At 68.2% G+C, this 25,013-nt stretch carries 24 protein-coding genes and 1 pseudogene; 14 read left to right on the plus strand and 11 right to left on the minus strand.

Annotation, left to right across the window (positions count from 1 at the left end):
• Positions 1 to 6: 6 nt before the first annotated feature.
• Complete coding sequence (locus tag ACQCO7_RS18700; protein ID WP_464072927.1) at positions 7 to 2,766, plus strand: hypothetical protein; 2,760 nt, start codon at positions 7 to 9, stop codon at positions 2,764 to 2,766.
• Positions 2,767 to 2,787: 21 nt separating this feature from the next.
• A complete protein-coding gene (locus ACQCO7_RS18705; RefSeq protein WP_464072928.1) occupies positions 2,788 to 3,294 on the plus strand; it encodes a hypothetical protein in 507 nt (168 codons plus the stop codon).
• 48 nt (positions 3,295 to 3,342) lie between these two features.
• On the opposite strand, the gene ACQCO7_RS18710 is transcribed toward ACQCO7_RS18705, so the two are convergent.
• Positions 3,343 to 4,113 carry a helix-turn-helix domain-containing protein gene (locus tag ACQCO7_RS18710; RefSeq protein ID WP_464072929.1) on the minus strand — a complete coding sequence of 257 codons (771 nt, stop codon included), beginning with the start codon at positions 4,111 to 4,113 and terminating at the stop codon, positions 3,343 to 3,345.
• A 178-nt stretch (positions 4,114 to 4,291) separates the two neighbouring features.
• Between ACQCO7_RS18710 and ACQCO7_RS18715 the strand changes: the two genes are divergently transcribed.
• The 5 genes from ACQCO7_RS18715 (at position 4,292) to ACQCO7_RS18735 (ending at position 6,271) form a co-directional block, all read left to right on the plus strand.
• The gene (locus tag ACQCO7_RS18715; RefSeq protein WP_464072930.1) at positions 4,292 to 4,618 is read left to right on the plus strand and encodes a hypothetical protein; all 327 of its coding nucleotides are present in this window, start codon (positions 4,292 to 4,294) and stop codon (positions 4,616 to 4,618) included.
• On the plus strand, positions 4,615 to 4,779 hold the full coding sequence (locus tag ACQCO7_RS18720) for a hypothetical protein (protein ID WP_464072931.1): 165 nt from the start codon (positions 4,615 to 4,617) through the stop codon (positions 4,777 to 4,779). The genes ACQCO7_RS18715 and ACQCO7_RS18720 overlap by 4 nt, the downstream gene beginning before the upstream one ends.
• Positions 4,780 to 4,960: 181 nt before the next feature.
• A complete protein-coding gene (locus tag ACQCO7_RS18725) occupies positions 4,961 to 5,146 on the plus strand; it encodes a hypothetical protein (protein WP_464072932.1) in 186 nt (61 codons plus the stop codon).
• Positions 5,143 to 5,451 (plus strand): hypothetical protein, encoded by a 309-nt coding sequence (locus ACQCO7_RS18730; protein WP_464072933.1) that lies wholly within the window; start codon positions 5,143 to 5,145, stop codon positions 5,449 to 5,451. Before ACQCO7_RS18725 ends, ACQCO7_RS18730 begins: the two co-directional genes overlap by 4 nt.
• A gap of 184 nt (positions 5,452 to 5,635) precedes the next feature.
• A complete protein-coding gene (locus tag ACQCO7_RS18735; protein WP_464072934.1) occupies positions 5,636 to 6,271 on the plus strand; it encodes a hypothetical protein in 636 nt (211 codons plus the stop codon).
• 64 nt (positions 6,272 to 6,335) lie between these two features.
• Here ACQCO7_RS18735 and ACQCO7_RS18740 read toward each other — a convergent pair.
• Positions 6,336 to 6,488, minus strand: a pseudogene (locus tag ACQCO7_RS18740) (daunorubicin/doxorubicin resistance ABC transporter ATP-binding protein DrrA); the annotation flags it as partial.
• Positions 6,489 to 6,679: 191 nt separating this feature from the next.
• Between ACQCO7_RS18740 and ACQCO7_RS18745 the strand changes: the two are divergent.
• A complete protein-coding gene (locus tag ACQCO7_RS18745; protein ID WP_464072935.1) occupies positions 6,680 to 7,486 on the plus strand; it encodes a TetR/AcrR family transcriptional regulator in 807 nt (268 codons plus the stop codon).
• Here ACQCO7_RS18745 and ACQCO7_RS18750 read toward each other — a convergent pair.
• A complete protein-coding gene (locus tag ACQCO7_RS18750) occupies positions 7,460 to 8,431 on the minus strand; it encodes a WD40 repeat domain-containing protein (protein ID WP_464072936.1) in 972 nt (323 codons plus the stop codon). The two genes, ACQCO7_RS18745 and ACQCO7_RS18750, sit on opposite strands and share 27 nt — an antisense overlap.
• Before the next feature lie 88 nt (positions 8,432 to 8,519).
• Between ACQCO7_RS18750 and ACQCO7_RS18755 the strand changes: the two genes are divergently transcribed.
• Complete coding sequence (locus ACQCO7_RS18755; RefSeq protein ID WP_464077238.1) at positions 8,520 to 9,197, plus strand: GDSL-type esterase/lipase family protein; 678 nt, start codon at positions 8,520 to 8,522, stop codon at positions 9,195 to 9,197.
• 14 nt (positions 9,198 to 9,211) lie between these two features.
• Here the strand turns inward: ACQCO7_RS18755 and ACQCO7_RS18760 are convergent, their stop codons facing one another.
• Both ACQCO7_RS18760 and ACQCO7_RS18765 read right to left on the minus strand, forming a co-directional pair.
• Positions 9,212 to 9,982, minus strand: coding sequence for an aminoglycoside adenylyltransferase domain-containing protein (locus tag ACQCO7_RS18760; protein ID WP_464072937.1), 771 nt, complete (start codon positions 9,980 to 9,982; stop codon positions 9,212 to 9,214).
• A 327-nt stretch (positions 9,983 to 10,309) separates the two neighbouring features.
• Positions 10,310 to 11,239, minus strand: a complete 930-nt coding sequence (locus ACQCO7_RS18765; protein ID WP_464072938.1) for a nuclear transport factor 2 family protein — start codon at positions 11,237 to 11,239, stop codon at positions 10,310 to 10,312.
• 200 nt (positions 11,240 to 11,439) lie between these two features.
• Between ACQCO7_RS18765 and ACQCO7_RS18770 the strand changes: the two genes are divergently transcribed.
• Positions 11,440 to 12,432, plus strand: a complete 993-nt coding sequence (locus ACQCO7_RS18770) for an aldo/keto reductase (protein ID WP_464072939.1) — start codon at positions 11,440 to 11,442, stop codon at positions 12,430 to 12,432.
• A 261-nt stretch (positions 12,433 to 12,693) separates the two neighbouring features.
• Here ACQCO7_RS18770 and thpR read toward each other — a convergent pair whose 3' ends face one another.
• Positions 12,694 to 13,266 carry an RNA 2',3'-cyclic phosphodiesterase gene (thpR, locus tag ACQCO7_RS18775; RefSeq protein WP_464072940.1) on the minus strand — a complete coding sequence of 191 codons (573 nt, stop codon included), beginning with the start codon at positions 13,264 to 13,266 and terminating at the stop codon, positions 12,694 to 12,696.
• Between the two features lie 33 nt (positions 13,267 to 13,299).
• Between thpR and ACQCO7_RS18780 the strand changes: the two genes are divergently transcribed.
• Positions 13,300 to 13,818, plus strand: coding sequence for a GNAT family N-acetyltransferase (locus ACQCO7_RS18780; RefSeq protein WP_464072941.1), 519 nt, complete (start codon positions 13,300 to 13,302; stop codon positions 13,816 to 13,818).
• 198 nt (positions 13,819 to 14,016) lie between these two features.
• Here the strand turns inward: ACQCO7_RS18780 and ACQCO7_RS18785 are convergent, their stop codons facing one another.
• Together ACQCO7_RS18785 and ACQCO7_RS18790 are read right to left on the minus strand one after the other, a co-directional pair.
• The gene (locus ACQCO7_RS18785; protein WP_464072942.1) at positions 14,017 to 15,312 is read right to left on the minus strand and encodes an MFS transporter; all 1,296 of its coding nucleotides are present in this window, start codon (positions 15,310 to 15,312) and stop codon (positions 14,017 to 14,019) included.
• A 179-nt stretch (positions 15,313 to 15,491) separates the two neighbouring features.
• Positions 15,492 to 15,929 (minus strand): MarR family winged helix-turn-helix transcriptional regulator, encoded by a 438-nt coding sequence (locus ACQCO7_RS18790; protein ID WP_464072943.1) that lies wholly within the window; start codon positions 15,927 to 15,929, stop codon positions 15,492 to 15,494.
• A 165-nt stretch (positions 15,930 to 16,094) separates the two neighbouring features.
• On the opposite strand from ACQCO7_RS18790, the gene ACQCO7_RS18795 reads away from it, so the two are divergent.
• The gene (locus ACQCO7_RS18795) at positions 16,095 to 16,277 is read left to right on the plus strand and encodes a ribbon-helix-helix protein, CopG family (RefSeq protein WP_029183504.1); all 183 of its coding nucleotides are present in this window, start codon (positions 16,095 to 16,097) and stop codon (positions 16,275 to 16,277) included.
• A 57-nt stretch (positions 16,278 to 16,334) separates the two neighbouring features.
• Here the strand turns inward: ACQCO7_RS18795 and ACQCO7_RS18800 are convergent, their stop codons facing one another.
• Positions 16,335 to 17,741 (minus strand): NCS2 family permease, encoded by a 1,407-nt coding sequence (locus ACQCO7_RS18800; RefSeq protein WP_464072944.1) that lies wholly within the window; start codon positions 17,739 to 17,741, stop codon positions 16,335 to 16,337.
• Between the two features lie 117 nt (positions 17,742 to 17,858).
• On the opposite strand from ACQCO7_RS18800, the gene ACQCO7_RS18805 reads away from it, so the two are divergent.
• Both ACQCO7_RS18805 and ACQCO7_RS18810 read left to right on the plus strand, forming a co-directional pair.
• Positions 17,859 to 18,143, plus strand: a complete 285-nt coding sequence (locus ACQCO7_RS18805; protein WP_464072945.1) for a DUF2530 domain-containing protein — start codon at positions 17,859 to 17,861, stop codon at positions 18,141 to 18,143.
• A 151-nt stretch (positions 18,144 to 18,294) separates the two neighbouring features.
• Positions 18,295 to 20,676 (plus strand): cation-translocating P-type ATPase, encoded by a 2,382-nt coding sequence (locus ACQCO7_RS18810; RefSeq protein ID WP_464072946.1) that lies wholly within the window; start codon positions 18,295 to 18,297, stop codon positions 20,674 to 20,676.
• 77 nt (positions 20,677 to 20,753) lie between these two features.
• Here ACQCO7_RS18810 and ACQCO7_RS18815 read toward each other — a convergent pair whose 3' ends face one another.
• Complete coding sequence (locus tag ACQCO7_RS18815) at positions 20,754 to 21,539, minus strand: hypothetical protein (RefSeq protein WP_464072947.1); 786 nt, start codon at positions 21,537 to 21,539, stop codon at positions 20,754 to 20,756.
• 153 nt (positions 21,540 to 21,692) lie between these two features.
• Positions 21,693 to 24,998 (minus strand): sacsin N-terminal ATP-binding-like domain-containing protein, encoded by a 3,306-nt coding sequence (locus ACQCO7_RS18820; RefSeq protein WP_464072948.1) that lies wholly within the window; start codon positions 24,996 to 24,998, stop codon positions 21,693 to 21,695.
• Positions 24,999 to 25,013 lie beyond the last annotated feature (15 nt).

Here is a 25,013-nt window from a genome sequence, read left to right on the forward strand (position 1 = left end):
TGACCCGTGGTATTCCCCGATCTCGTCACCACACGCTTCGAACTGTGGACCGGTTCCCAGTGGGAGAACATCACGGGTGACGTGTACCACCGTGACGGGCTGGTCATTGAACGGGGCCGCAAGAATGAGGCCAGCAGTACCGACCCCGGACGGGCCGCATTCACCCTCAACAACCGCTCCGGGAAATACTCACCCCGCAATCCGATGTCTCCCCTGTACGGCGTCATCGGCCGGAACACCCCCGTACGGATCTCTGTGCAGGGTCCGGAAACCTACCTGCGTATCGCGGACATGGCAGGGTCCCGGGTCCGAGCCGGCTCGTCCTCCGGGCTCAACATCACTGCCGACCTCGATATCCGGGTTGAGCTGGCACTCGACCGTTTACCTACTCAATTCCCTCTGGATATCGGGAACCCGTACGACAAGGCACAGCAAGAAATCGTGGCGCGTGACCAGGATGGTGACCGTGGCTGGCGTCTCTTTCTCGGACCGTCCGGGCAACTGGAATTCACCTGGTCGCCGGACGGGACGAACGCGATAGGCCACTATTCCACGGACTTTGTCCCCTACCGGTCCGGGGAACGCTTCGCGGTACGGGCCACCATGGACACCAACAACGGGTCTGGCGGATACACCCTCGTCTTCTACTGGGCGGATTCCCTGGCTGGCCCCTGGAATCAGCTTGGTGACGTGATTACCGGGGGTTCCACGACCAGCATCCACAACGCGGCGAGTCCGCTGGATATCGGGGACGCACAGTTTCAGGGATACGCCCGTGGCGCGGGACGTTACTACGCTCTCGAACTCCGCAACGGAATCAACGGCCCGGTGATAGCCAATCCCGACTTCACCGCCCAGAGCCCGGGAACCACCTCCTTCAGCGATGCGGCAGGAAACACATGGACCCTGAACGCCCCCGCAGAAATCACCGACTACTACACCCGGTTCACCGGGGGAATCAGCGTGTGGCCCCAGCGGTGGGACGTATCTGGCAAAGACGTGTGGACCCCGGTAGAAGCGTCGGGAATCCTCCGTCGGCTTGGGCAGGGGAACAAGCCCTTGGACTCGACCCTCAGGCGCCGTGTCCCGTCCGTTGAACCCTTCCCCTTGGCCTACTGGCCTATGGAGGAAGGGAAGTCGGCAGAGCGTATTTCCAGTGCTGTTGCCGGAGTGCCTGACCTCGACTTCACCGGGTTCACGTTCGACTCGAACAGTGACCTCTCAGGTTCCAAACCCCTGCCGGAAATCGGCGCGTCGGCAAGCTTCGGCGCACTCATCACCGGGGCTGCCCCCGGCGCGTGGCAGGCGGAATACGTGTACTTCCTGGAAGCACCCCCGGCATCCGGAACACCGGTCATGATGCGCGTGCACACTACCGGGAACGTATGGAACCGCTTCGACGTTGAGGCCACCAGCAACGCCGTACGCGTCATGGCCTACAACACCGTGACCGAAACATCGTCACTCATCATCAACGCGCTCAATACGGCATTCACTGGGAAGTTCACCCGGCTCCGCCTTTTCTCGTGGCAGTCCGGCGGCAGCACCATGGTGCGTGTGCACTGGATGCCCATCGGCGAACCCACCGGATATTTCCTCACGCACACCTATACGGGCACGGCCGGAGCCATCACCCGTGTGTCGTCACCGTTCGGCCCTACCCTGGAAGGAATGACGGTCGGCCATTTAGCCGTGTGGGACTCGAACGACGTGCATTCCATGGACGGCGCCGACTCCGGATTCCGGGGCGAATTCAGCCTCGACCGGATACGGCGCCTTGCCTATGAGGAAAAGCTCACCGTGTCCGCCCCCGGATTCTTCACCCTGACGGAACAGGTCGGCCCGCAGACCATCACCACCGCACTCGACCTCATGCAGGAAACAGCCGACGCGGACGGGGCAACTCTCTTTGAACTCAGGGGAGTTACCGGGTTGCAGTACGAACCCCGCTACCGGTCCTACAACCCGCGCTATGCCCTCGAACTCGACTACGCGGCGGACGGGGAAGTAGCCCCGCCCCTGGAGCCCGTCGACGACGACCAGGGGCTCCGCAACGACGTCACGGTGACCCGTGACGGGGGCGCCAGCAGCCGGGCCGTACTGGAGTCGGGGCCACTGTCGACGAACCCGCCACCGGCCGGTGTGGGCGTCTACAACGAGTCGGTGACCCTGAACCTCTCCGCCGACGCGCAGACTGCCGACAGCGCCGGTTGGCGCCTTCACACGGGCGCGTGGGATGAGGCCCGGTATCCGGTCGTCGTCCTGGACCTCAGGGCCGCGCCCCACCTCGCGCAGACGGTCTTGGACCGGCTCGACGTCACCTCGTTCGTGCGCATCGTGAATCCACCCCCGTGGCTCCCGCCCGATCCGATCCGGTTACGGGTGGAGGGGTACGACGAATCCATAGCGCAAGACGAGTGGCGTATTCGACTCCAGTGCTCACCGGCCGGACCCTGGAACGTGGCGGTCACCGACGATGACACCTTGGGCCGCGCCGATACCGACGGAAGCCAGCTCAGCACCGGCATAACTACGTCAGCCACCTCGATAAGCGTGGCTACTACGGACGGCCCGATATGGACAACCGATGCCGGAGAATTCCCTTTCCCTGTTCGTGTGGGTGGGGAAGTCATGACCGTCACGGCGATATCCGGGGCAAGCAGCCCTCAGACATTCACCGTAGTCCGAGGCGTGAACGGCATCACCAAAACACACAGCACGGGTACGAAAGTCGCTCTCGACCAACCAGCCGTCGTCTCTTACTGAACTGGAAGAAAGAAGCCCCTCATGTCCTTTGTCGACTGGAAAGCAGGAATGCGCATCACCGCGAGCCGACTCAGGGCCATAACCCCTGACCTCAAAACATGGACACCCGTCTGGACGACATCCACCGGAAACAACACACCGAGTTTCGGCAACGCAACCGTCATCGCCGAGTACTCAGAATTTGGACGTTTATGTATCGGACGTCTTGACATCACCTTCGGATCGACCACCAACTTCGGTGGGGGAACCACCGCCGACAACTGGAGATTCTCCGTTCCGGTCACCGCGTCCAGCGCCTCGACCATATGCGGGTGGGGGGAAGTGCAGGACACCAGCGCCACCATCGCGTCACGACTCGGTTTCCGCTGCCGCCTCACCACCACAACCACCATGGAACTGGAAACCGCATCAGGCCGTGTCGACGGAACAGCCGTCACCAACACCGGACTCATGGACTCCCTCAGCCCTTGGACATGGGCCAACACAGACACCGTGAAACTCTTCTTCCAATACCCCACCGCCTCATAACCCCGCACATGAAAGCGCCCCCAACCGTGACTGGTTGGGGGCGCTCTTTTAGTGCGCTGCGGGTTCGCTGTTCACTTTCACACCCCTGGTCCACAACTCTTCGGCATGTTCCGCGAATCGGTCGAACATCCCGGCATTGTCGCGCTTTCGCAGGTGCAGGAGTGGCGAATCATGACCGACCAGCCGGGCAAGGTGCGGAGTGACCAATGCTTCTTCGTCGAAGCGGAACACGGACAGGGACACGTGATTCACCGCATCGTCCGAGGCGGAGAAACGCACCTCAAGCCTCTCGTGTGCGCCGAGCTTACCGAGGTGCTCAAGAGTGATCCGGATTCGGGTGGAAACCGAGAGCGCCACGCCCTCGACCGCTTCCCGGTTTCGGGTCACCTCTCCATTCGGGTCACCGAGGAGGAAGCGCACCCGACATCCGTCGTCGAGTTTCCTTCGCAGGGTCTCGACGAACGCAGGCTGGTCAAGCCATAGAAAATAGTTTGTGTATCCGGCGAAAAATAGTTCCTGCGTGGCGTTCGCGACCAATTCACCCCACACTGTGGAAGGGCAGGCCGACCGATATGGATAGGATCGGATGATTTCCCGGTCGCCGCCGGTCTTGATTCGATCCTTTACCGCTTTCGGCCAGATCATTTCTTCGTCAACTCCCAACGCCTTACAGGCGTCTTCCCGGTTTCTGGCATGCGGGGTGAGTGCAGCGTCCGCAACCCATCGCTCAACGGTCTTGCCTGAAACGCCCACGCGAACTGCCAGTTGCCTGGGTGACAACCCGGCTGTCTGCATAGCCGACCTCAGCGCTGTGTTCAAGGCTTCCCCCTGGGACGTTTGGGCGTTCTTCCACGCTACCGCTGAGACATCCCAACTGTCGCTGCACCTGGGCAAATTCGTCCCTTCTGGGACGGCAACGTGGTCAGACGCAAGAAACCCCCGCGACGCGGCGAACGTCCGGGGGCGTGGTCCACCAACTGAAGTGGAGTTGATGAACATGGCCGAGCGTAGCGCGGTAGCGCTGCACTGGCTCGGGCTGGCCCTGATCCTCGGGGTTCTGGCCCGCCTGCTTCCCGCCACCGGACGGCGCCGGAAGGCGCCGACGGCAAACCGAACCTCTGTGACCTGCGGGAACGTGAACGATCTCGTCCGCCTGGTCGCCACCCCCAACCCGACCTGGAACCGTTCCCGCGTCCGGCCCTACTGGACCGCACGGGAGCGTGCGCGCCAGTGGAAGCGGCGCCGGGTCCTGGTGATGGCGGCTGACTTCCGCCTCGATCTCGACACCCGGAACATCCACACCCCCGCCGGGGGTGCCCGATGAACGGTTCGGGACAGACCAGAGACGCGATGCTGAACGCCTACGGCCGGTGGTTCGAGCACGCCCACAAGTGCGCCGACTGCTACGCCACCGACAAGTGCGCGACCGGACAGAGGCTGTGGGACACCTACCTCAACGCCAAGCGCGGGGGTGAGACACGGTGACGTTCCCGAAGAACCTGGACACGGAATCGATGTCGTCGGCGTGTGCCGTCGCGTACGAATTCGACGTGCCCCATCTGCACACCACGTGCAGGCGGACCGAGGACCTCCCCACGCCGACCGCCCCGGACATCGTGCTGATCCGTCGCTGTACCTGCCCCTGCCACAACGCGGGTGATGCCCGATGACCCGTGGCCCGATCATCACGGCACCCGAACCCCCGTACCGGTCCCTGAACTGCGCGGTCGGCACACACGACCGCTGCCGGGACGGTGTCCCGCGCGAGTCCGACGTCCCCGGAGTTCGCTACCTGATCTGCGCGTGCCAGTGCCACCGGCACACCGCGACGGGGCCGAAGGGGGCGTCATGACGGTCAACTCCCTTGAGACCAGGGCGCGTTGGTTCCGCGTGTGCTGGACGGTCACAGAGAACGGCCGCACGGTCGAAAACGGCACCCTCACCGGGCGGGACGTGCCGAACATGCTGGTCAGTCTCCGTGACTGCCTGCCCATCGGCCCGCAGAACCCGGACGTGGTGAACGCCGCTGTCGGCACCCCCGAGGGCTGGCGCTTCGAGTCCGGCACGATCAGCGTCCACACCCACCAGGTCCCCTTGGAGGGGCACTGGTTGCCGTTCGCCACGTGCCCGGAACGGCGGAAGGGGGGCGACGCGTGATGTCCCGCCGGAAGCGGCGTAGGCGCCTGGAGTCGGTCACCTTCACGGCTGCCCTCATGACCGTGTGGGCGGTCGTCGTCCTCTCGTTCGTCGCCCGGATCACCCACCCCTAGCCCCTGCCCCGTACCCCCATACCGGGGCAGGAACGGCCCCCTCCGCGCTCTGCCGCAGAGGGGGCCGACTCATGGCCTCGGAGCAGGCAGACTTAGGACCTATGGGTCTGTCAGTCATCGCAATCATCACTGCGTCCGCCAGTGCGATCTTCACGGGGACCAACATGATCGTCTCCGCCATGACATACCGTCGCCAACGCCCCCGCATTCGTGTCTCTCTGAAGTGGGAGCAGGTGGGGGTTACCAAGCCTCTGGGCGAGATCGAAGTGGGTGACTTTCAGAACGGTTTCCACGTGCATGTGAAGAACCTGAGTCCTACGGAAGCCAAGATCCAAGAAGTCCACGTACTCAGCAGACATCCGCTGAAGTTCAAGCATCGATCGCTGTTGGAAGGGACGCGTCACGTCCTCCCTTTGAGTGCCGAGTTCGTAGAAACAGACCCTGGCATGGAGGTCGTTGCGTTCGGCGGCGTCCGCTGGCAGATCCGACGGCCGTTCATCACGACTGTAGAACGCCAATGGGTGAGCGTCCGCGTGACTCTCACGAACGGTGACCAGGTACAAGGGCGTTGGATGGCCAGTCGCAAGCTCTTGGAGGATGACCAGAAGCTTGCGGAGTCCTTGAAAGAGCTGCATCAACTGTTCCCTCTGGCCTCCAACAACGAGGTGCATGGGATTCAGGAGTCCGAGCCTGAAGGTACTGCTTGACGCCGAGTAGGTAAGGAGCCGACGCCAGAGCGACTCTTTACCCTGGTCACAGCTCTGCAACGATAAGGGCCCTCAGGCCCGTAATCGGGTTGCCGGCTCCGTTCGGGCCGAGCAGCCCGTGGACCGTGCCTGCGCGGACGGCCAGGTCGAAGCCGTCGAGGGCGGATTTTCCGGCGTAGCTCTTGCGTAATGCCTCGGCGCGGACGGCGTACTCCATGGGGTCCCCTAACTCCGTGGTCGTAACTCTGAGGTGGTAGCCCTCGGGCGGTAGCTCTGAGGTCGTAGCTCTCAATAGGTAGCCCTCAGGTGGTAGCTCTCGGGTCCTATCCCCACCCGATAACCGAGTACACCGTACCCGATTTCGCGTACACCGTACTCGGTTTTTCGCCCCGGAACTAGACTGCTCCCATGACGAGCAGCCAGGACCAGGCCCAGCACTGCCGGGACCAGATCACGCGCACGCTCGAACTCCTCTGGGAGGGCGCCCGCCGCCCCGCGCGCGGCCCGAGGCCGACGCTCACCCTGGACCGGATCGTCGAGGCCGCCGTCGAGATCGCCGACCGGGAGGGCCTGGACGCGGTGTCGATGCGCCGGGTCGCGGCCGAACTCGGCACGGGAGCGATGTCGCTCTACCGCTACGTCCCCGGCAAGTCGGAGCTGGTCGAGCTGATGCTGGACCGGGTGAACCGGGTCTCACAGGACCCCGGCGACCTCGGCGACGGCTCCTGGCGGGCGGCCCTGGAGGTCATGGCCCACTCCATGCTCGGCCTCTACCACCGTCACCCCTGGGTACTACCCGCCAGCCGCTCCCGCCCCCTGCTCGGGCCGAGCACGATGGACGGCATGGAGAAGGTGCTCGCGCGGATCCGGCCGATGGGGCTCACCGATACCGAGCTGGTGTCGGCGGTCATGGCGGTCGAGGGGTACGTCGTCGGTGCGGCGCGCACCCAGGTGTACTACCAGGAGGCCGAGCGCACCTCGGGTATGACGACGTCCGAGTTCTACGAGGCGCAGTCCCCGTACCTCTCCAGGGTGATGGAGTCGGGCCGGTTCCCGGTGCTCGCCTCTCTCGACGCCGGCACCTGGACCTCCTCCTTCGACCACTTCGGCTTCGGGCTCCAGCGCATCCTGGACGGCCTCGAAGCGCTCGTCGCCCGGCGCGGCGCCGAGAGCGCGCCGGGGAGTGACTCAGCTGCGGCGCAGCAGTCGCCGTAGCCCGAACACCGCCGCGCAGACGACGGCGATGGCGATCGCGCCCTTGGTGACCCCGCCGCCGGAGTCGCCGTCGCTCGGGGAACCGGAGCCGGAGGTGGTCGAACTTCCCTTGGAGGGCGAGGACTTGTCGGCGCCGGGGGCGTCCCGGGCGACCACGCCGCTCTCCGCGCCCTCGCTGCCGTACAGCAGCTTCTTGCCGTCGGCGGAGTAGGTGACGGACTCGCCCTGGCGCTGGAGGGGGACGTCGAGGCGGCCGGTCTTCTTGATCCTGCCGCCGTTCCAGTCGTAGGTGATACCTCCGAAGTACCCGCGCACTACCAGCTGCCGGCCGTCCGGGGAGAACGCGGCGTCGGTGGCCCAGAGGTCCACCGGGGCCACGGGCTTGAAGATGTTGTCGCCGGACGCGGTGAGTCGGGCGGGGCCCTCGTACAGGTGGCCGCCGTCCTCCTTCTTGTCGATGATGTACACCCGGCCGGTCTTGGGGTGGACCATCATCGACTCGGCGTCGCGCCCGCCGTCCGCGTACTTGACGATGTACTGGGTCGCCTTGACCGTCTGGTCCTTGAGTACTACCGGTTCAGGGAGCCGGTAGATCCACAGGTAGGGCCAGCGGCCGTTGAAGTTGTCGCCGATGTCGCCCACGTAGATCTGGTTGTCGGGGCCGATGGAGATCGCCTCGACGTCGCGCGGGGTGCCGACGCCGCGCAGCGTGACCGTGGCGACCGTCTCGCCGGTGGCGCTGTCGACGGCGTAGATCTGCGGGCCGTAACCGCTGTCGTTGTGCGTCCAGTAGACGCCCGGGTGCCGGCGCGAGGCGGCGAGGCCGCTGGACTCCTTGATCCGCGGGTCCTTGATGGTGAACCCGCCGTCGTCGGCGGCGGACGCGGGTACGGCGAGGGCCCCCACGAGCAGGAACCCGGCGAGGACGGCGAACGGTCGGCGCATGTCCCCAGCCTGCCACCCCGCGCGGCGCGACACGCGAGGTGTCGGGACTCACACCCCGGCCGGGGCGGCGATCGTCCATCATGAGCGGATGCTCAGGTTCATGCCCGTCGGTGACTCCATGACGATCGGCAGCGCGGGCGACCACACGTGGCGGTACCGGCTCTGGCGGCATCTGTGCGCCACGTACGGCGGCCCGTTCACGCTGGTCGGGCCGCGCGAGACGTTGTACGACCAGGGAGCTGACTCTCCGGTCTCATACGCGTACGCCGAACCCGACTTCCCGCGCGGGCACCTCGCCGGGTGGGGTGAGGGGTGGCAGCACATGGTTCCGCTGATCGGCGACGCGGTGCGTGCCGGACGCGCGGATGTGCTGCTCGTCTCCCTCGGCCTCATCGACCTGGGTTTCTATACGAACGCGGAGCAAACGGCGGAAAACGCACGGGAGTTCATCGCCGCGGCCCGCGCCGCGCGCCCCCGCGTCCGTGCCGTCGTCCTTCCCGTCATCCCCAACGTCCGCGCCACCGCGGACCCCGCGTTCGCCGAACAGGTCAGCCTCTTCAACGAACTCCTCGCGAAGACGGTCGCCGACCTCGACGAGCCGGGGTCACCGCTGCTCCTCGCCTCCATCCCTCCCAGGTACGACATCCACACGGATACGTACGACGGGACGCATCCCAACGCGAGCGGCGAGCACAAGCTGGCGGAGGCGTTCGCGGAGGCGATGTATCAGGGGTGGGGGCTGGGCGGGCCCTACGAGGAGGGGTAGTCCCCGGGTAGTACCTACGGGGGACCGTACCCCTCGATGACCTCGGCCATCGCCTCGGCGCATCCCCTCGCTCCGTCCCCCGGTTCCTGGCCCTCCCCCAGGTACGCCGCGCGAGCCCGCGCCAGCACGGCCCGGTGCTCCCTCGCCAGCCTCGCCTCCGCCCACCGGGCCGCCTCGTCCTTGGCGCCTACGACCCCCGTACCGAGGGTCATCCAGATACGGGCGAGGGTCAGCAGGACGTTCCGGGTGTCGTGCTCCAGGTCGGCCATGAGGTCCGGGACGCCCGCGGTGATCCCGCGCAGAAGATCGGCGTGCGGGACGGGGTCGAGGAGAGCGGCCGGAGGCGGGCTGCCGAGCAGCGGCGCGTCCCCCTGAAGGACCATGGTCAGCACGGGCGCCAGATCGGCGCTGACCTCCGGCACGGGCAGCACCCCGGCCTCGAACTCCCCCCGCAGCCAGTCCCCGTAGAGAAAATCGCAGACGGGCGGAAACCGCCAGGGACGCACGTCCCTCTGTACAACGACGGTCAACTCGACGTACCGATACCCGTGTTGCCCGGACAGGGCCAGCAACTCATCGACGAGCACACGCCTCTGACGCTCACTCAAGGACCGCCGCACCACCCCGAGCACATCGATGTCACTGTGCGGCCGAAGCCCACCCAACACGGCCGACCCATGCAGATAAACCCCGAGCAACTCCCCCTCCTTGACGACCTCACACAACAACTCCGCTTCCCTACGCCCCAGCACGATGCCGCTCCGCCACTCTCCAGTCGTCCCCATGACGGCACGGTAGGCGGCGTCGAGGTGGTGGCCGCAAGCACATTTGTGCGACGTCGACCTGACCGGCACCGTCATCGACCTGGTCCTCAAGACCGACGGGTTCCCCCGGGACTAGTGCCGTTTCAGGCGACGTTTGCCCGTCAAGGAGCGGCGTCCGGTGCGTGCTCTCGGCGTGCCGGCCGGAAGTCCTCGTACTGGACGTACGTGGGCTTTCGGCCGGTGCGGCGAGAGTGCGTGCCGGGCGTCGCGACGGGGCGAACGTTGCCTGACGCAGCACACTAGCTCTCAGGGACTCCGGTACTACCCCCGGAGTCCCCGGCTCCCGTCCTAGAACATCGTGTTGTCGTTCGCCGAAGTCTCCGGCACGTCCTGGATGACGTCCCAGTGCTCGACGATCTTCCCGCCCCGCACCCGGAACAGGTCCACGATCGCCTGACCCCGCTGACCGGGCGCCGGGACGTAGTGGCTGTGGACGGCGACGAGGTCGCCCTCGGCGATGACCCGCTTGGGCTCGACCTTCAGCTGGGGGAACTGGGCGAAGTACGCGCCGAGCCCGGCCTTGGCGCCGGCGGCCCCGTTGGGGATGTTCGGGTTGTGCTGCTGGTAGCCGGTGCTCCAGTACCGGTCGATCGCGCCGACGTCCTTCCGCACGATCAACTGGTCGAACGCCTTCACCACGAGCTTCTTGTTGTACGACGTCAGCCACGCCGGCCCGGGCTGCTGGGTACGAGGCCAACTCACCGTGGAGAACATGTCGTTGCCGTTGGCGGTCGTGTCGGGAACGTTCTGCCCGGTGTCCCAGTGTTCGGCGATCTTCCCGCCCTGGAACCGGAAGATGTCGAAGACGGCGCTCCCCGAACTCCCGGGCACCATGACGACGTTGGAGTGGACGACGACCAAGTCGCCTTCGGAGATGACCCTCTTGACGTCGTACTTCGCGTCGGGGAACTGCTGGTGGATGGACGTGCCGAGGTTCTTCAGCGTCGCGGCACCGTCGGGCGCGAACGGGTTGTGCTGGATGTAGTCGGCGCGGACGTACCGGTCGACGACGGCCCCGTCACCCCGCTCGAAGACCCCCTTGAGGACCCGGACGGCGACGTCCTTCTGGTACGCGAGACGCAGCGGCGAGTCGACGGACACGTGACCGGGCCGGTCGTACGGCACCGCGACGGCGGGAACGGTGGCGGCGGTGACCGTCAGGGCACCGGCCGCGAGGACCGCGGCGAGCACCCGACGGGCGGACGTGGTGGGGGACACGGAGTTTCCTTCCAGAGGCATGGCTCTCAGGTAGGGGTCAGCTTGAACTTTCAACCTCACCCCTCGACCCTGATCCTAACCACAGGGAAGCGCTAACTTCTAGATAGCACTCGCAGGTATCGTCCCTCCCCGGTATGACCTTCCTCCCACCCCTGAAGTCGCTTGCGTCGAGTCCACTCCAAGTCGTTGGCTTGAGGACCATGAAGTACACACAGCTCGGACGCACGGGACTCAAGGTCAGCCGACTGGTGCTCGGCACGATGAACTTCGGTCCGCAGACAGACGAGGCCGACAGCCACGCGATCATGGACGCGGCGCTGGACGCCGGCATCAACTTCTTCGACACGGCGAACGTCTACGGCTGGGGCGAGAACAAGGGCCACACCGAGGAGATCATCGGCAACTGGTTCGCGGCCGGTGGCGCCGCCCGCCGCGACAAGGTCGTCCTCGCGACCAAGGTGTACGGCAACATGGCCGCCGACGGCGACGCCTGGCCCAACCACGACAAGCTCTCCGCGGTGAACATCCGCCGCGCGGTCGACGCGTCGCTCAAGCGGCTCCAGACCGACCACATCGACCTCTACCAGTTCCACCACATCGACCGTCTGACCCCCTTCGAGGAGATCTGGCAGGCCGTCGACGTCCTGATCCAGCAGGGCAAGATCCTGTACGCCGGTTCCTCCAACTTCCCCGGCTACAAGATCGCCCAGGCCAACGAGGCCGCCGCACGCCGCGGTTCGTACGGGCTGGTCAGCGAGCAGTGCCTCTACAACCTGTACGAGCGGCGCGCCGAGATGGAGGTCATACCCGCGGCGGAGGAGTACGGGGTGGGCGTGATCCCCTGGTCCCCGCTGCACGGCGGGCTCCTCGGCGGCATCCTCAAGAAGGAGGTCCAGGGCGGCCGTCGCGCCTCGGGCCGCGCCGCCGACTCGATCGCCGACGCGAGTGTCCGGGCCAAGATCCAGGCGTACGAGGATCTGCTCGACAAGCACGGGGTCGACCCCGGCGAGACCGCCCTGGCCTGGCTCCTCACGCGTCCCGGCGTGACCGGCCCGATCGTCGGCCCGCGTACGGCCGGGCAGCTGGAGTCGGCGATCCGCGCGGTGGAGCTGGAGCTGAGCGAGGAGCTGCTGGCCGGGTTGGACGAGGTGTTCCCGGGACCGGGCCCGTCGCCGGAGGCGTTCGCCTGGTAGAGGGCAGTACCTGAGAGCTACCCCTCCGGTACCCCGTACCCGAGGGGGACGCCTCCGGTACCCCGTACCTGGGAGCTACCCCGCACGTACCCCGTACCTGAGAGGTACGCCCTCGGTACCCCGTACCGGGGAGCTACCTCTCGGGTACCCCCACCCGAGACCTACCTCCCCACAGCCGCCGCCACCGCCACCACCGCGAACATCAACACAAGCGCACCGGCCATGATCCGGTTCCGGGTCTTAGGATCCACGCCACCGAGCCTAACCGGCCCCGCCGAGCCCCCACCGACCGACCACCTCATAGCGCGGCCTCTCCCCCGCCACCCCCGACCTCGGCAGCTCACTCCGCACCAGCGCCAGCTCCCCGACTCGCCACCCCCGCCCGGAAAACCGGTCCAGCGCCTCGACGTACGCCTCCGCGGCCACCCCCTCCCGGCTCCGTGCCAGCGTCAGATGCGCCTTGTACCGCCGGTGCTCCCCCATCTCCACCCCGGCCTTGCGCCCCGCCGCCTCCGCCCGGTCCGCGAGCAGCCGCAGTGCCGCGACCTCCCCCGCCGCCCCGGCCCACACCACCCGCCCCTGCCCGAACTGCCCGCCCCCGCGCACGGCGAGTTCGAAGGGCTCGGTGCGACCAGCGGCGCGCTCCAGCCGCGCCGACAGTTCCGGTACGACGTCGTCGTCCACGTCCCCGTAGAACGCGAGGGTGAGGTGCCACCCCTCCCGCCCGGTCCAGCGCAGCGCGTCCGCGCCGGGCAGCGTGCGCAACTCACCCACCACGGCGTCGAGTTCGGCACGAACCCGCTCCGGCGGTAGGACGGCGGCGAAGAGTCTCATACCGGGATTGTGCCGCCCGGCATGATGGTCGGCATGGAGATCACGATCAGAGAAGGCACCCCGGACGACATACCCGTCATCCTCACCATGCTCGACAGCGCCGTGGAGTGGCTGGCGGCGCAGGGCCGTACCGGCCAGTGGGGGTCCAAGCCGCTCTCGGAGAACCCGAAGACGGTGGAGTCTGTGACCCGGTACATGGACGAGGGCACGACGTACATCGCGGAGGCGGACGGCATCCCCGCCGCGACCCTCACCCTCACCGACGCCCCCGGCGCCTACCTCGCCCACCTCCCCTCCCCCGGCGAACCCGAGCGCTACATCCACTGGCTCGCCTCGGACCGCCGCTTCAAGGGCCACGGCATCGGCAGCGCTCTCCTCACCCACGCCGCCCTCACGACCCGCGCGGCCGGCGTGTCCCTCCTGCGCGTCGACTGCTACGCGGGCGACGACCGAGGACTGGTCGCCTACTACGAGGCCAACGGCTTCACCCCGACCCACGCGTTCACCGTGAACGACAGCTGGCCGGGACAACTCCTGGAACGCCGGGTCTGACCCCGTACCCCTCCAGAGCTACCCCTCCAGAGCTACCCCCTCAGAGCCACGCCCCCCATCCCCCTCCAGAGCCACGCCCCGTACCCCTCCCCGCACATACGGATACGGCGCGCCCCGGACCCACCCGAGCCCAGACCGCGCCGTACCCCTACCCCCGTACCACTACCTCGGTACCCCCACCCCCGTACCGCCCCAGAGCTACGCCGCCCGAGCCAACCCCGCCTCGACCCCGGCCTCTTCCCCCGCCGACCCCCGTGGCACGAACCGCACCCGCGGATGCCCCCCGTGCCACCCGAACGACAGCCGGAACCCCCCCACACGTGTCAGCACGAGCCCGATCGCGACGGCGGCCAGCAGCGAGATCGCGCCCCCGACGGCGAGCCCGGCCCGCACCCCGTACGCGTCGGTGATCCACCCGGCGATCGGCGCGCCCACCGGCGAGCCGCCGAGGAAGACCATCATGTAGAGGGCCATGACGCGCCCCCGCATAGCGGGATCGGTGGACAGCTGGATCCCCGTGTTCGCCGTGACGTTGACGGTCATGCCGAACATCCCGATCGGCACCATGAACAGCGCGAACAGCCACAGCGAGGGCGCGAACGCGGCGGCCAGCTCGACCGCGCCGAAGGCGACCGCCGCCCCGATCAGCACCCGCGTCCGCGAGGTCCCCCGCCGCGCGGCGAGCAGCGCGCCCGCGAGCGACCCGACGGCCATCAGCGTGTTGAAGAGGCTGTAGGACCCGGCGCCCGCGTGGAAGACGTCGTCGGCGAAGGCGGAGAGGTAGACGGGGAAGTTGAACCCGAACGTGCCGATGAACCCGACCAGCGCGATCGTCCAGATCAGCTCGGGCCGCCCGGCGACGTAGTGCAGCCCTTCGCGCAACTGCCCCTTGCCGCGCGGCGCGCGCTCGACGGCGTGCAGCTCGCGCCCGCGCATGAGCAGCAGTCCGGCGATCGGGGCGACGAAGGACAGCCCGTTGAAGAGGAACGCCCAGCCGGTGCCGACCCCGGTGATCATCAGACCGGCGACGGCGGGTCCGACGAGCCGCGCGGACTGGAAGTTCGCGGAGTTCAGGCTGACCGCGTTCTGCAACTGGTCCGGGCCGACCATCTCGGAGACGAAGGACTGGCGCGCGGGGTTGTCGACGACGGTCGCGAGTCCTACGGCGAAGGCGGCGACGTAGACGTGCCACACCTGGACGTGTCCGGAGAGGGTCAGGGCGGCGAGCGCGACGCCGGCGACGCCCATCGACGTCTGTGTGATCAGCAGGGTCGGGCGCTTGGGGAAGCGGTCGACGAGGACGCCGCCGTACAGCCCGAACAGCAGCATCGGCAGGAACTGGAGCGCGGTGGTGACGCCGACGGCGGTCGCGGAGCCGGTGAGGCTGAGGACGAGCCAGTCCTGGGCGATGCGCTGCATCCAGGTGCCGATGTTGGAGACGACCTGGCCGAGGAAGAAGAGGCGGTAGTTGCGGACCTTCAGCGAGCTGAACATCGAGGACCTGCGGGCCGGTTCCACGGGGTCCGCGGAGAGCTCCGGTCCCTCGGAAGTACTACGGGTATGACGGGTACTACGGGTATCCCCCGGCGGTCCCTCCGGGGTCGTACGGATCGGCGCGGGTGCGGAATCTGCTCCGGGTCCCGAACTCAAAGCGGTCGCCTCCTTGTGTCTGCCTACAGATGTGCGAGCTTCTCCAGCACGGGGGCGGCGGCCTTCAGCTTCGCCCACTCGTCGTCGTCGAGCTCTTCCGCCAGACCGGCCAGGAACGCGTTCCGCTTGCGGCGGCTCTGCTCCAGCATGGATTCGGCCTGCTCGGTCTGGCTGACCACTTTCTGGCGCCGGTCCTCGGGGTGCGGCTCCAGGCTGACCAGCCCCTTGGCCTCCAGGAGCGCCACGATGCGGGTCATGGAGGGCGGCTGGACGTGCTCCTTGCGCGCCAGCTCGCCGGGGGTGGCGCTGCCGCAGCGGAACAGCGTCCCGAGCACCGACATCTCGGTCGGGCTCAGCGACTCGTCCACCCGCTGGTGTTTCAGCCTGCGGGAGAGCCGCATCACGGCTGATCTGAGGTCGTTCACGGCGGCGGCATCGTCGTCGTGGGTGAGGTCCGGCATGTTTCTTAGCCTAACTCATTACCCTGGCTAAATACCAGCCGGAACGCGCCGATCCGCCCGTGATACCCACCACTGGGCGCCCTCACAGCACTTTTTCACTCATACGGGTGACAGGGCCCCAGAAGCCCTCCCATCACCCCGAACCATCCGGCGACCCTCGTACTCATGGGGACCACAGTGCTCAGCCTGCGAATAGACCACGAACTGCTCGAACGGCTCCGGCAGCACGCCGCCAAAAGAGGAATGAGCGTCCAGGACTATGTCGTCCGGACGCTCGTTCGCGATGACTTCGACGAGCGGTTCCAGGCCGCCGTCGAGGAGACAGAGAAGTTCTACGGGCTCACCTGAGGGCGTTACCCCTCAGGTAGTCCCCGGGATACCCCTCAGGTAGTCCCCGGGTACCTCTCAGGTGAGACCCAGCGCCGGCATCAGGTAGTAGAACGCGAACACCGCCGACACCACGTACATGGCCACCGGTACCTCCCGCCCCCGCCCCGCGGCCAGGCGCAGGACGGCGAAGGCGATGAAGCCCATGCCGATGCCGTTGGTGATGGAGTAGGTGAACGGCATCATCACCATCGTGATGAAGGCCGGGATCGCGATGGTGTGGTCGGCCCAGTCGATCTCCTTCACCGAGCCCGCCAGGATCAGGAACCCGACCGCGAGCAGTGCCGGGGTCGCGGCCTGCGACGGGACCATGGTCGCGACCGGCGTGAGGAACAGCGCGACGGCGAAGAGCGCGCCGGTGACGACGTTCGCGAAGCCGGTCCGCGCGCCCTCGCCGACCCCGGCGGTGGACTCGACGAAGCAGGTGGTGGCCGAGGAGGAGGACGCGCCACCGGCGGCGACGGCGATGCCGTCCACGAACAGGACCTTGTTGATCCCCGGCATCTGACCGGACGCGTCGGTCAGCTTCGCCTCGTCCGAGACACCCATGATCGTGCCCATGGCGTCGAAGAAGCAGGACAGCAGGACGGTGAAGACGAACAGGATGCCGGTCAGCACACCGACCTCGCTGAACCCACCGAACAGGCTGACCTTGCCGATCAGCCCGAAGTCGGGGGTGGCTACGGGGTTACCGGGCCACTTCGGGGTCGTCAGACCCCAGGACTGCACGTGTACGACCGCCTCGATGATCATCGCGAGTACGGTCATGGCGACGATGGAGATGAGGATCGCGCCCGGCACCTTGCGGACGATGAGGGCGAGGGTGAGCAGCGCGCCGAGCACGAAGACCAGGACCGGCCACCCCAGGAGGTGACCGCCGGTGCCGAGCTGGAGCGGCACGGTCGTCTGGGCGACGTCGGGGATACGGGTGACGAACCCGGAGTCGACGAGCCCGATCAGCATGATGAACAGGCCGATACCGATCGAGATCGCCTTGCGCAGCCCGAACGGCACCGCGTTCATGACCCGCTCGCGCAGTCCGGTCGCGACCAGCAGCATGACGATCAGACCGGCGAGGACGACCATCCCCATCGCGTCCGGCCAGGACATCCGCGGCGCGAGCTGGAGCGCGACGACGGAGTTGACGCCGAGGCCCGCGGCGAGCGCGATCGGCACGTTGCCGATGACGCCCATCAGCAGTGTCGTGAAAGCGGCGGTGAGGCAGGTCGCGGTGACGAGCTGGCCGTTGTCCAGCTGGTGTCCGTACATGTCCTTCGCGCTTCCGAGAATGATCGGATTGAGCACGATGATGTACGCCATCGCGAAGAAAGTGGCGAAACCACCTCGAACCTCCCGGGACAGCGTGCTGCCGCGTTCGGAGATCCTGAAGTAGCGGTCGAGGGCGCCGAGGGTCGGGGTAGGCATCGTTTGGTGGTTCCTACGAAGAGAAGCGGTCACGTGTAATCGGTTTCAGTATGAACATATGACGACGGAAACAACCATCTCCGCGCGTAGATGTAATCGCCTCGTAAGCTAAGGCCCATGGCGAAGTGGACACCCCAGCACGAGGCGCCGGAGCCCCTGGAGGGCCCCGTGGTCGCGACCATCACCGGCGGCACGATCCTGTGGTTCGTCCTCTTCCTCGGACAGCTCCCGTTCTACGGGTGGTACGACGAGCACGGCCACCTCTGGTGGGTGTGGACCTGCCTCGCGGGCACCGGTCTCGGCCTGTTCGGCATCTGGTTCGTCCGGCGCAGGGACGCGGCGATCAAGCGGGACGCGGCGCTGAAGGAGTCGGAGGAGGCGTCGGCGGTGGCTCCCGAGTAGTACGGGGATGACGGGGGTCGTCCCCGTCATCCCCGTAGTACCCCCGTAGGTGACACCCCCTACAACCAGGGCACTACACGCCTCCTACCCGAGTCGGATCTTCGGCATCTTCAGCGGGTGAACGGGGCGATCGGCACGTACCGTCGTGGGCATGGCCCACACCGATGCGGCTGACGCCGTACCAGCCGCCCCGGCGCTCCCGGCGTCCGGACTGACCACCGCCGAGGTCGCGGAGCGCGTCGCGCGCGGCGAGGTCAACGACGTCCCGGTCCGCAGCAGTCGTACGTTCGGGGAGATCGTCCGGGCGAACGTCTTCACCCGGTTCAACGCGATCATCGGTGTGCTGTGGGTGATCACCCTGGTCGTGGCGCCGATCCAGGACGGGCTGTTCGGGTTCGTGATCCTCGCGAACACCGGGATCGGCATCATCCAGGAGTGGCGGGCCAAGCAGACCCTGGACTCCCTCGCGGTGATCGGCGAGGCGCGGCCGACGGTACGGCGGGACGGGACGGCCGTCGAGGTCGGCACCTCGGAGATCGTGCTGGACGACCTGATAGAGATCGGTCCCGGTGACAAGATCGTCGTGGACGGCGCCTGCGTCGAGGCCGACGGCCTGGAGATCGACGAGTCGCTGCTGACCGGCGAGGCGGACCCGGTCGTCAAACGCCCCGGCGACCAGGTGATGTCGGGGAGTTTCGTGGTCGCGGGCGGCGGCGCGTTCCGCGCGACGAAGGTGGGCCGCGAGGCGTACGCCGCTCAACTCGCCGAGGAGGCATCGCGGTTCACGCTGGTCCACTCCGAGCTGCGCACCGGTATCTCGACGATCCTCAAGTACGTGACGTGGATGATGATTCCGGCCGCGATCGGCCTCGTCATCACCCAACTCGTCGTCAAGGAGAACGACTTCAAGGACTCCGTCGCCCGGACGATCGGCGGCATCGTCCCGATGGTCCCCGAGGGCCTGGTCTTGCTCACCTCGGTCGCCTTCGCGATCGGCGTCATCCGGCTGGGCCGACAGCAGTGCCTGGTCCAGGAGTTGCCCGCGATCGAGGGCCTCGCCCGCGTCGACACGGTCTGCCTCGACAAGACCGGCACCCTCACCGAGGGCGGCATGGACGTCACCGAACTGCGCGTCCTGGACGGCCGCGACGAGTCGTACGTACGCCAAGTCCTGGGCGCCCTGGGTGAGTCGGACCCGCGCCCCAACGCCTCGCTGCAAGCGGTGATCGACGCCTACCCCGACGCTGAGGACTGGCGCTGCACCGAGTCGCTGCCCTTCTCCTCGGCCCGCAAGTACAGCGGCGCGCGCTTCAGTCAGGCCGACGGGGAGTCGAGCACCTGGCTGCTGGGGGCGCCGGACGTGCTGCTGAGCGCGGGCGCCCCCGCCCTCGCGGAGACCGAGCGGCTCAACGAACAGGGCCTGCGCGTCCTGCTGTTGGCGCGTACGGCCCGTGATCTGGGCGATCCCGAGGTCGCCGCGGGTGTCGAACCGGTCGCCCTCGTCGTGCTGGAGCAGCGGCTGCGGCCCGACGCGGCGGAGACCCTGCGGTACTTCGCCGACCAGAACGTCCAGGCGAAGGTCATCTCCGGGGACAACGCGGTGTCCGTCGGCGCGGTCGCCGGGAAGCTGGGCCTGTCGGGGAAGGCCGTGGACGCGCGCCAACTCCCTTCCGGCCAGGAGGAGATGGCCAAGGCGCTCGACGAGGGCACGGTGTTCGGGCGGGTCACTCCGCAGCAGAAGCGGGAGATGGTCGCCGCGCTCCAGTCCCGGGGCCACACCGTCGCGATGACCGGTGACGGCGTGAACGACGTCCTCGCGCTCAAGGACGCGGACATCGGCGTCTCGATGGGCTCCGGGTCCGAGGCGACGCGGGCCGTCGCGCAGATCGTGCTCCTCAACAACAGCTTCGCGACGCTGCCTTCGGTCGTCGCCGAGGGGCGCCGGGTCATCGGGAACATCACCCGCGTGGCGACGCTGTTCCTCGTCAAGACCGTGTACTCGGTGCTGCTCGCGCTGCTGGTGGTGTGCTGGCAGGTCGAATACCCCTTCCTGCCACGGCACTTGACCCTGCTGTCCACGCTGACCATCGGAATTCCCGCGTTCTTCCTCGCCCTTGCTCCCAACAAGGAGCGGGCGCGGCCCCACTTCGTACGGCGCGTGATGCGGTACTCGATCCCCGGCGGGGTGATCGCGGCGGTGGCCACCTTCACGTCGTATCTGATCGCCCGTCACTATTACACGGGGGCCGACGCGTTGGACGCGGAGACCAGTGCGGCGACGCTGACGCTGTTCCTCGTGTCGATGTGGGTGCTGGCGATCGTGGCGCGGCCGTACACGTGGTGGCGGGTGCTGCTCGTCGCGACGATGGGGCTGTCGTTCCTCGTCGTGCTCGCCGTGCCGTGGTTGCAGCACTTCTTCGCGCTGAAGCTGGTGGGGACGACGATGCCGTGGATCGCGGTGGGGATCGCCGTGGCGGCGTCGGCGGTGCTGGAGGTCGCGTGGCGGTGGGTGGACCGGCGGTTCGCGGAGTAGGCCCTGAGCGAGGAGAGCGCGGCACCTGTTTCCGGGTGCCGCGCTCTTCTGTCCCTCTGGAGGGGTAATACCTGAGGTCAGCGGACGTCTACGTAGTCGGCCGCCGAGGCGACCGCGCCCGTCGTCGACGTAGCTACGAAGTTGTACCGGTAGTACCCGTCGGCCGTGGCCTTGACCGTGGTGCTCAGGGTGCCCTTGGCCGTGGTCTTGACGGACTTGACGGTCGTCCAGGTCTTGGCGCCGGCCTTCTTGTACTGGAGCTGGACCGTCTGCGCGCCGTAACCGGCGTACTTGTTGGTCTCCCAGTTGGCGCGGGTGAGGGTGCCCTTGACGGTGATGGTGCCACCCTTCTTCACCGGCTCGGGGGTGGCGTCGGTGGTGAGCTTGGCCTGACGCAGGAGCTTGGTGGAGCCGAGGTCGCTCTGCCAGGTCAGGTTCTCCTTGGAGTCGATGGCGAGGCCGCCGACCTTCCAGGCACCGGACTCGGAGTTGACGAGGTCGTTGTCGGTGACGTTCAGGACCAGGGCGGCCGTGCAGTTCAGGACCGTCGCGGAGACGGCCTTGCAGGTGCCGGGGTTCTCGCTGACGAAGAGGTCCGACGGCTTGGCGATCGTCGCCCCGCGGTAGATCGCCGGACCGCTCTGGAACGACTTCGCGCTCAGGCCCGCCGGCTTGGTCACGGTGTACGTGACGGGGAAGGAGGCCCGGGAGGTGCCGGCCACGAGCGTCTTCGCGATCTTGACGTTCGAGAAGGTCACCTTGGGACCGGCGGCCGGAGCGGCCTGCGCGGTCGGAACGGCGAGGGCCGAGAGAGCCACGGTGCCCAGGACGACGGCAGCGGTGGCAGTGGCGCGTATGCGCATGTGCGTTCCCCAGTGGGATGAATGTTCAGGGAGTCTGTTGACTCACGGCGTGAGACCCGTAGCTCTTGGGAACAGTTGTACGGACGTAAGGGCATTTGGTGAAACCTTTGCCCTGAACAGCCCGGTCCCTCTCAAGAGCTACGGGTCCACCCCTCAGTCGAACCAGCGGTCCCGCGCCAGCTCCCCCGTCCTGGACGGGTCCTCCAGCAGCGCCGCCACCTCGAACCGCCGCGGCCACTGCCCCGCCGCCCACGCGAGCCCGGCGGCGACGCCTTCGAGAGTCGATGCGTGGAGCACGCCGTCGTCGGTGAGCCGCCAGTCGATCTCGACGCCGTCGACGATCAACTCGTCGTGTTCCACATACGACTTGGGGGTACGGGAGCCGAGGAGCAGGGCCACGGAGTCGGGTACGTCGTGCTCGGCGCCCTCGGAGTCGACCTCACCGGTGACGGACTCGCTGAGGCGGCGCACCTGGAAGAGTTCCGCCAACTCGGCGGCCCTGGTGGGGCGTACGGGCAGCAAGGGGGTGCCGTCGGTGAAGGGGAGGAGGTCCGGGGAGTCGACGACGACGGCGTCGGCCGCGTCCACGACGTCCACCGAACCGTCGACAACGGCCCTCAAGTCGTCCGGGAGCGTGACCTGTTCGGGGTCGAGGTCGGCCAGGGCCCCGTAGAGGCCATGGAGTTGGGACGGGGTGACCTCGCGGTCCGGGTCGGCGAGCCGCTCCAGGAGTTCGGCGCCGCCGCCGGGCTCTTCGAGGAGCGCGGACACGGACGTCCTGACTCCCAGGGCGCGCAGGACCTGTTCGTCGTCGAAGCCGGTCGCGTCGGCCTCGTCGTACAGCCCGCGCAGCAGCGGGTCGCCGCCCGCCGCGAGCAGGCCCGCCGGGCGGCGGCCGTCGAGGACCGGGTGACCCCTCAACCACCAGGCGGTGTACGGCCGTACGACCTCGTGGGTGCCGTCGGGCAGCAGGATGCGCAGCGGCTGGACCAGGGCGTCGCGCAGCGGCGGCTGCGCCAGCAGGGCCAGCGCCTGGGGCCACTTGTCGTCGTCCACGAGGTCCAGGTCACGGACGGCGACGAGTTCCGTCGCGACCGGGGGGACCGGCGAGTCGGGGAAACGGTCCAGGACGTCCTCGGCCCAGACGTCCACGGCGTCCAGCAGGCCCGCGTCGTCGGGTTCGGCGAAGTCGCCCTCGCGGGGCTCCAGTTCGTCGGGGTCGAGGACGACGTCGGTGGCGCGGACGAGGGCGAAGTTGGCGAGCACGCCGCAGGCGGTGAGGGGCTGTTCGCCCCACTTGTCGGCCAACTCGTGGTCGACCTCGGCGAGTTCGTCCTCGCGGATCACGGAGGCGAACGGGCTGCCGGGGAGGACGAGTTCACCGGCGGGCACGAGTTCGCCGTCCTCGTCGGGCAGGGCGAGGGCACCGAGCCAGGGTTCGTCGCCGGGTTCGAGGCCCGCCTCGCGGACGAGGGCGAGCACGGTGTCCGCCAACTCCTCGGCGTCCGGGGCGTCTTCGTCCCACGCGCCGCCGTCGTCGTCCAGGGAGGCGGCGACGGCCGCGCGGACCTGGGGAGTCGTCAGGACGGCGCGCGGGGTCGCCGGGAGCGCGCCGAGCTTCTCCAGGAGAGGGTGCGCGGCGTCCTCGTGGGCGACCTTGAGGCCGAGGCGGGCGAGGACCTCCGGGTCGGTGCCGGTCGCCGTGTCGGGGAGGGGGAGGAGGATCTGGCGGGGGCCGATGGCGGTGCGGCCGTCGGCGAGGGGGACGGGCAGGCCCGAGAGCCGGTCGGGGTCGGTGCCCGCGAGGCTGTCGTACAGCCGGTACCACCAGTCCGGGTCCTTCTCCAGCCCGGCGAGCCGGTCGACGACATCCGCGAGGGGGACCCGGGTGACGCCGAGGGTGCGCAGTTCGACGCGGCGCTCCAGTCCGGCGGGGAGGAGGGTGGGGAGGACTTCGGCGAGGACCTGGACGGTGTCGGCGCCCGCGCCCTCGACGACCTCGGCGTCGCGGGGGCGGAGGGCTTCGGGGATAGCTCCTGGGTCGTCGGCCGCGAGGGGTAGTACCTCGGAGTTAGCTCCCAGGTCGTCCCCCGGGAGGGTTAGTACTTCGGAGTTGGCTCCCGAGTCGTACCCCGCCAGGGGTAGTACCTCGGAGCCAGTGGCGCCCGTGGCGCTTCCGGCGTACAGATCCCCAGCGACGCCGAAGGCCGGGCCCGCCGTCTCGCCGGGCCGGTCGCCCTGTCGCGCGGCGGGCGGCAGGAACGCGGTGCGCGGCAGCCGCTCCAGCACGGCCTGGCGGAGCGCGCCGTCCAGTTCGCCCTTGCCGAGCGGGCCCGGGACCAGGTCGATGATGCCGGTGTCCACGGGGCGCCAGCCCGCGAGGAGTTCGGCGTACGTGTCGGCCGCGCGCTGGACCAGGAAGTCGGTCAGGGGGCCGGGGGCGGCGTGGCGGCGGGTGGTGTCGAGGGGGAACGAGGCGATGAGGAGGGCGGGGACGCCGAGGGGCTCGTCGCTGGGGGTGGGGGCGTGCAGGACGGGGGCGGTCCGGGGTCGTACCGGTAGTCCTCCGGTATCCACCGGGACTGCCCACGTCAACGACCAGTGCGGGCGCAGGCGCTCCTCCACCGGGCGGTCCACGAGGAGGTCCGGCGCGGTCTCGCCGTGCGCGGAGAGGGTGCGCCAGGTCGTCGTACCGTCGCGGGAGTCCTCTACGACCGTGAGGTGACCGTCGGTGCGGCGCCACAGGGTGCGGGCGTCGTCCCCGACCTCGACGACGACCTCCTCCAGCCCCGCGAGGGTCAGCAGCAGGCTGTCGTCCACGGCGTCGAGCAGGCGCTCGGCGAGGTCGGCCGCCGCCGTGTCCCGCAGGGGGAGGATGACGGCCGTGTCGTACGTGTCGGGGGCGGTGCCCTCGGCGGCGTACGGCAGGCGTAGTACGGGTACGTGGCCGTCGCGGCGGCGTACCTCGTCGCCCAGGCCGGGGCTGTGGCGGGCCGTGTCGGCGGCGAGTTCGCGGGCCTCGGCGAGGGACCAGCGCACGCCGCCGTGCCTGCCGACGACCGCCGGCTCGTCGGTGACGGACAGGACCGCCGCGAAGCCGACGCCGAAGCGGCCGATGGACGGGGTGTCGCGTTTCGCCGAGGCCCTGAGCGTCGAGAGCGACTCGACTCCGGCGGCGTCCAAGGGGGCGCCGGTGTTGGCCGCGACGAGTACGCCCTCCCTGAGAGTGAGCCGGAGTCGTCCCGGTACGCCCGCGCGGGCGGCGGCGTCGGCGGCGTTCTGGGCCAGCTCGACGATCAGCCGATCGCGGTAACCCCCGAGTACGAGGTCCTCCTCGGCGTTCGCGTCCTCCCGGAAGCGGGCGGGACTGGTCGCCCAGGCGTCCAGGACCCCGCGTCGCAGCCGGGCGGTGCCGAAGGGGTCGGCGCCCTCGGTCGCGGGCCGCACGAAGTTACTCACGTTCACTCTCCTCAT

The organism is Streptomyces saintjeani (genome assembly GCF_055409605.1).

What these genes read in the sequence shown, in the direction of transcription:
- ACQCO7_RS18705 (WP_464072928.1), top strand. Translation starts at nt 2,788, where the DNA reads ATGTCCTTTGTCGACTGGAAAGCAGGAATGCGCATCACCGCGAGCCGA.
- ACQCO7_RS18715 (WP_464072930.1), top strand. Translation starts at nt 4,292, where the DNA reads ATGGCCGAGCGTAGCGCGGTAGCGCTGCACTGGCTCGGGCTGGCCCTG.
- ACQCO7_RS18720 (WP_464072931.1), top strand. Translation starts at nt 4,615, where the DNA reads ATGAACGGTTCGGGACAGACCAGAGACGCGATGCTGAACGCCTACGGC.
- ACQCO7_RS18725 (WP_464072932.1), top strand. Translation starts at nt 4,961, where the DNA reads ATGACCCGTGGCCCGATCATCACGGCACCCGAACCCCCGTACCGGTCC.
- ACQCO7_RS18730 (WP_464072933.1), top strand. Translation starts at nt 5,143, where the DNA reads ATGACGGTCAACTCCCTTGAGACCAGGGCGCGTTGGTTCCGCGTGTGC.
- ACQCO7_RS18735 (WP_464072934.1), top strand. Translation starts at nt 5,636, where the DNA reads ATGGCCTCGGAGCAGGCAGACTTAGGACCTATGGGTCTGTCAGTCATC.
- ACQCO7_RS18745 (WP_464072935.1), top strand. Translation starts at nt 6,680, where the DNA reads ATGACGAGCAGCCAGGACCAGGCCCAGCACTGCCGGGACCAGATCACG.
- ACQCO7_RS18750 (WP_464072936.1), bottom strand. Translation starts at nt 8,431, where the DNA reads ATGCGCCGACCGTTCGCCGTCCTCGCCGGGTTCCTGCTCGTGGGGGCC.
- ACQCO7_RS18755 (WP_464077238.1), top strand. Translation starts at nt 8,520, where the DNA reads ATGCTCAGGTTCATGCCCGTCGGTGACTCCATGACGATCGGCAGCGCG.
- ACQCO7_RS18760 (WP_464072937.1), bottom strand. Translation starts at nt 9,982, where the DNA reads ATGGGGACGACTGGAGAGTGGCGGAGCGGCATCGTGCTGGGGCGTAGG.
- ACQCO7_RS18770 (WP_464072939.1), top strand. Translation starts at nt 11,440, where the DNA reads ATGAAGTACACACAGCTCGGACGCACGGGACTCAAGGTCAGCCGACTG.
- thpR (WP_464072940.1), bottom strand. Translation starts at nt 13,266, where the DNA reads ATGAGACTCTTCGCCGCCGTCCTACCGCCGGAGCGGGTTCGTGCCGAA.
- ACQCO7_RS18780 (WP_464072941.1), top strand. Translation starts at nt 13,300, where the DNA reads ATGGAGATCACGATCAGAGAAGGCACCCCGGACGACATACCCGTCATC.
- ACQCO7_RS18785 (WP_464072942.1), bottom strand. Translation starts at nt 15,312, where the DNA reads ATGTTCAGCTCGCTGAAGGTCCGCAACTACCGCCTCTTCTTCCTCGGC.
- ACQCO7_RS18790 (WP_464072943.1), bottom strand. Translation starts at nt 15,929, where the DNA reads ATGCCGGACCTCACCCACGACGACGATGCCGCCGCCGTGAACGACCTC.
- ACQCO7_RS18795 (WP_029183504.1), top strand. Translation starts at nt 16,095, where the DNA reads ATGGGGACCACAGTGCTCAGCCTGCGAATAGACCACGAACTGCTCGAA.
- ACQCO7_RS18800 (WP_464072944.1), bottom strand. Translation starts at nt 17,741, where the DNA reads ATGCCTACCCCGACCCTCGGCGCCCTCGACCGCTACTTCAGGATCTCC.
- ACQCO7_RS18805 (WP_464072945.1), top strand. Translation starts at nt 17,859, where the DNA reads ATGGCGAAGTGGACACCCCAGCACGAGGCGCCGGAGCCCCTGGAGGGC.
- ACQCO7_RS18810 (WP_464072946.1), top strand. Translation starts at nt 18,295, where the DNA reads ATGGCCCACACCGATGCGGCTGACGCCGTACCAGCCGCCCCGGCGCTC.
- ACQCO7_RS18815 (WP_464072947.1), bottom strand. Translation starts at nt 21,539, where the DNA reads ATGCGCATACGCGCCACTGCCACCGCTGCCGTCGTCCTGGGCACCGTG.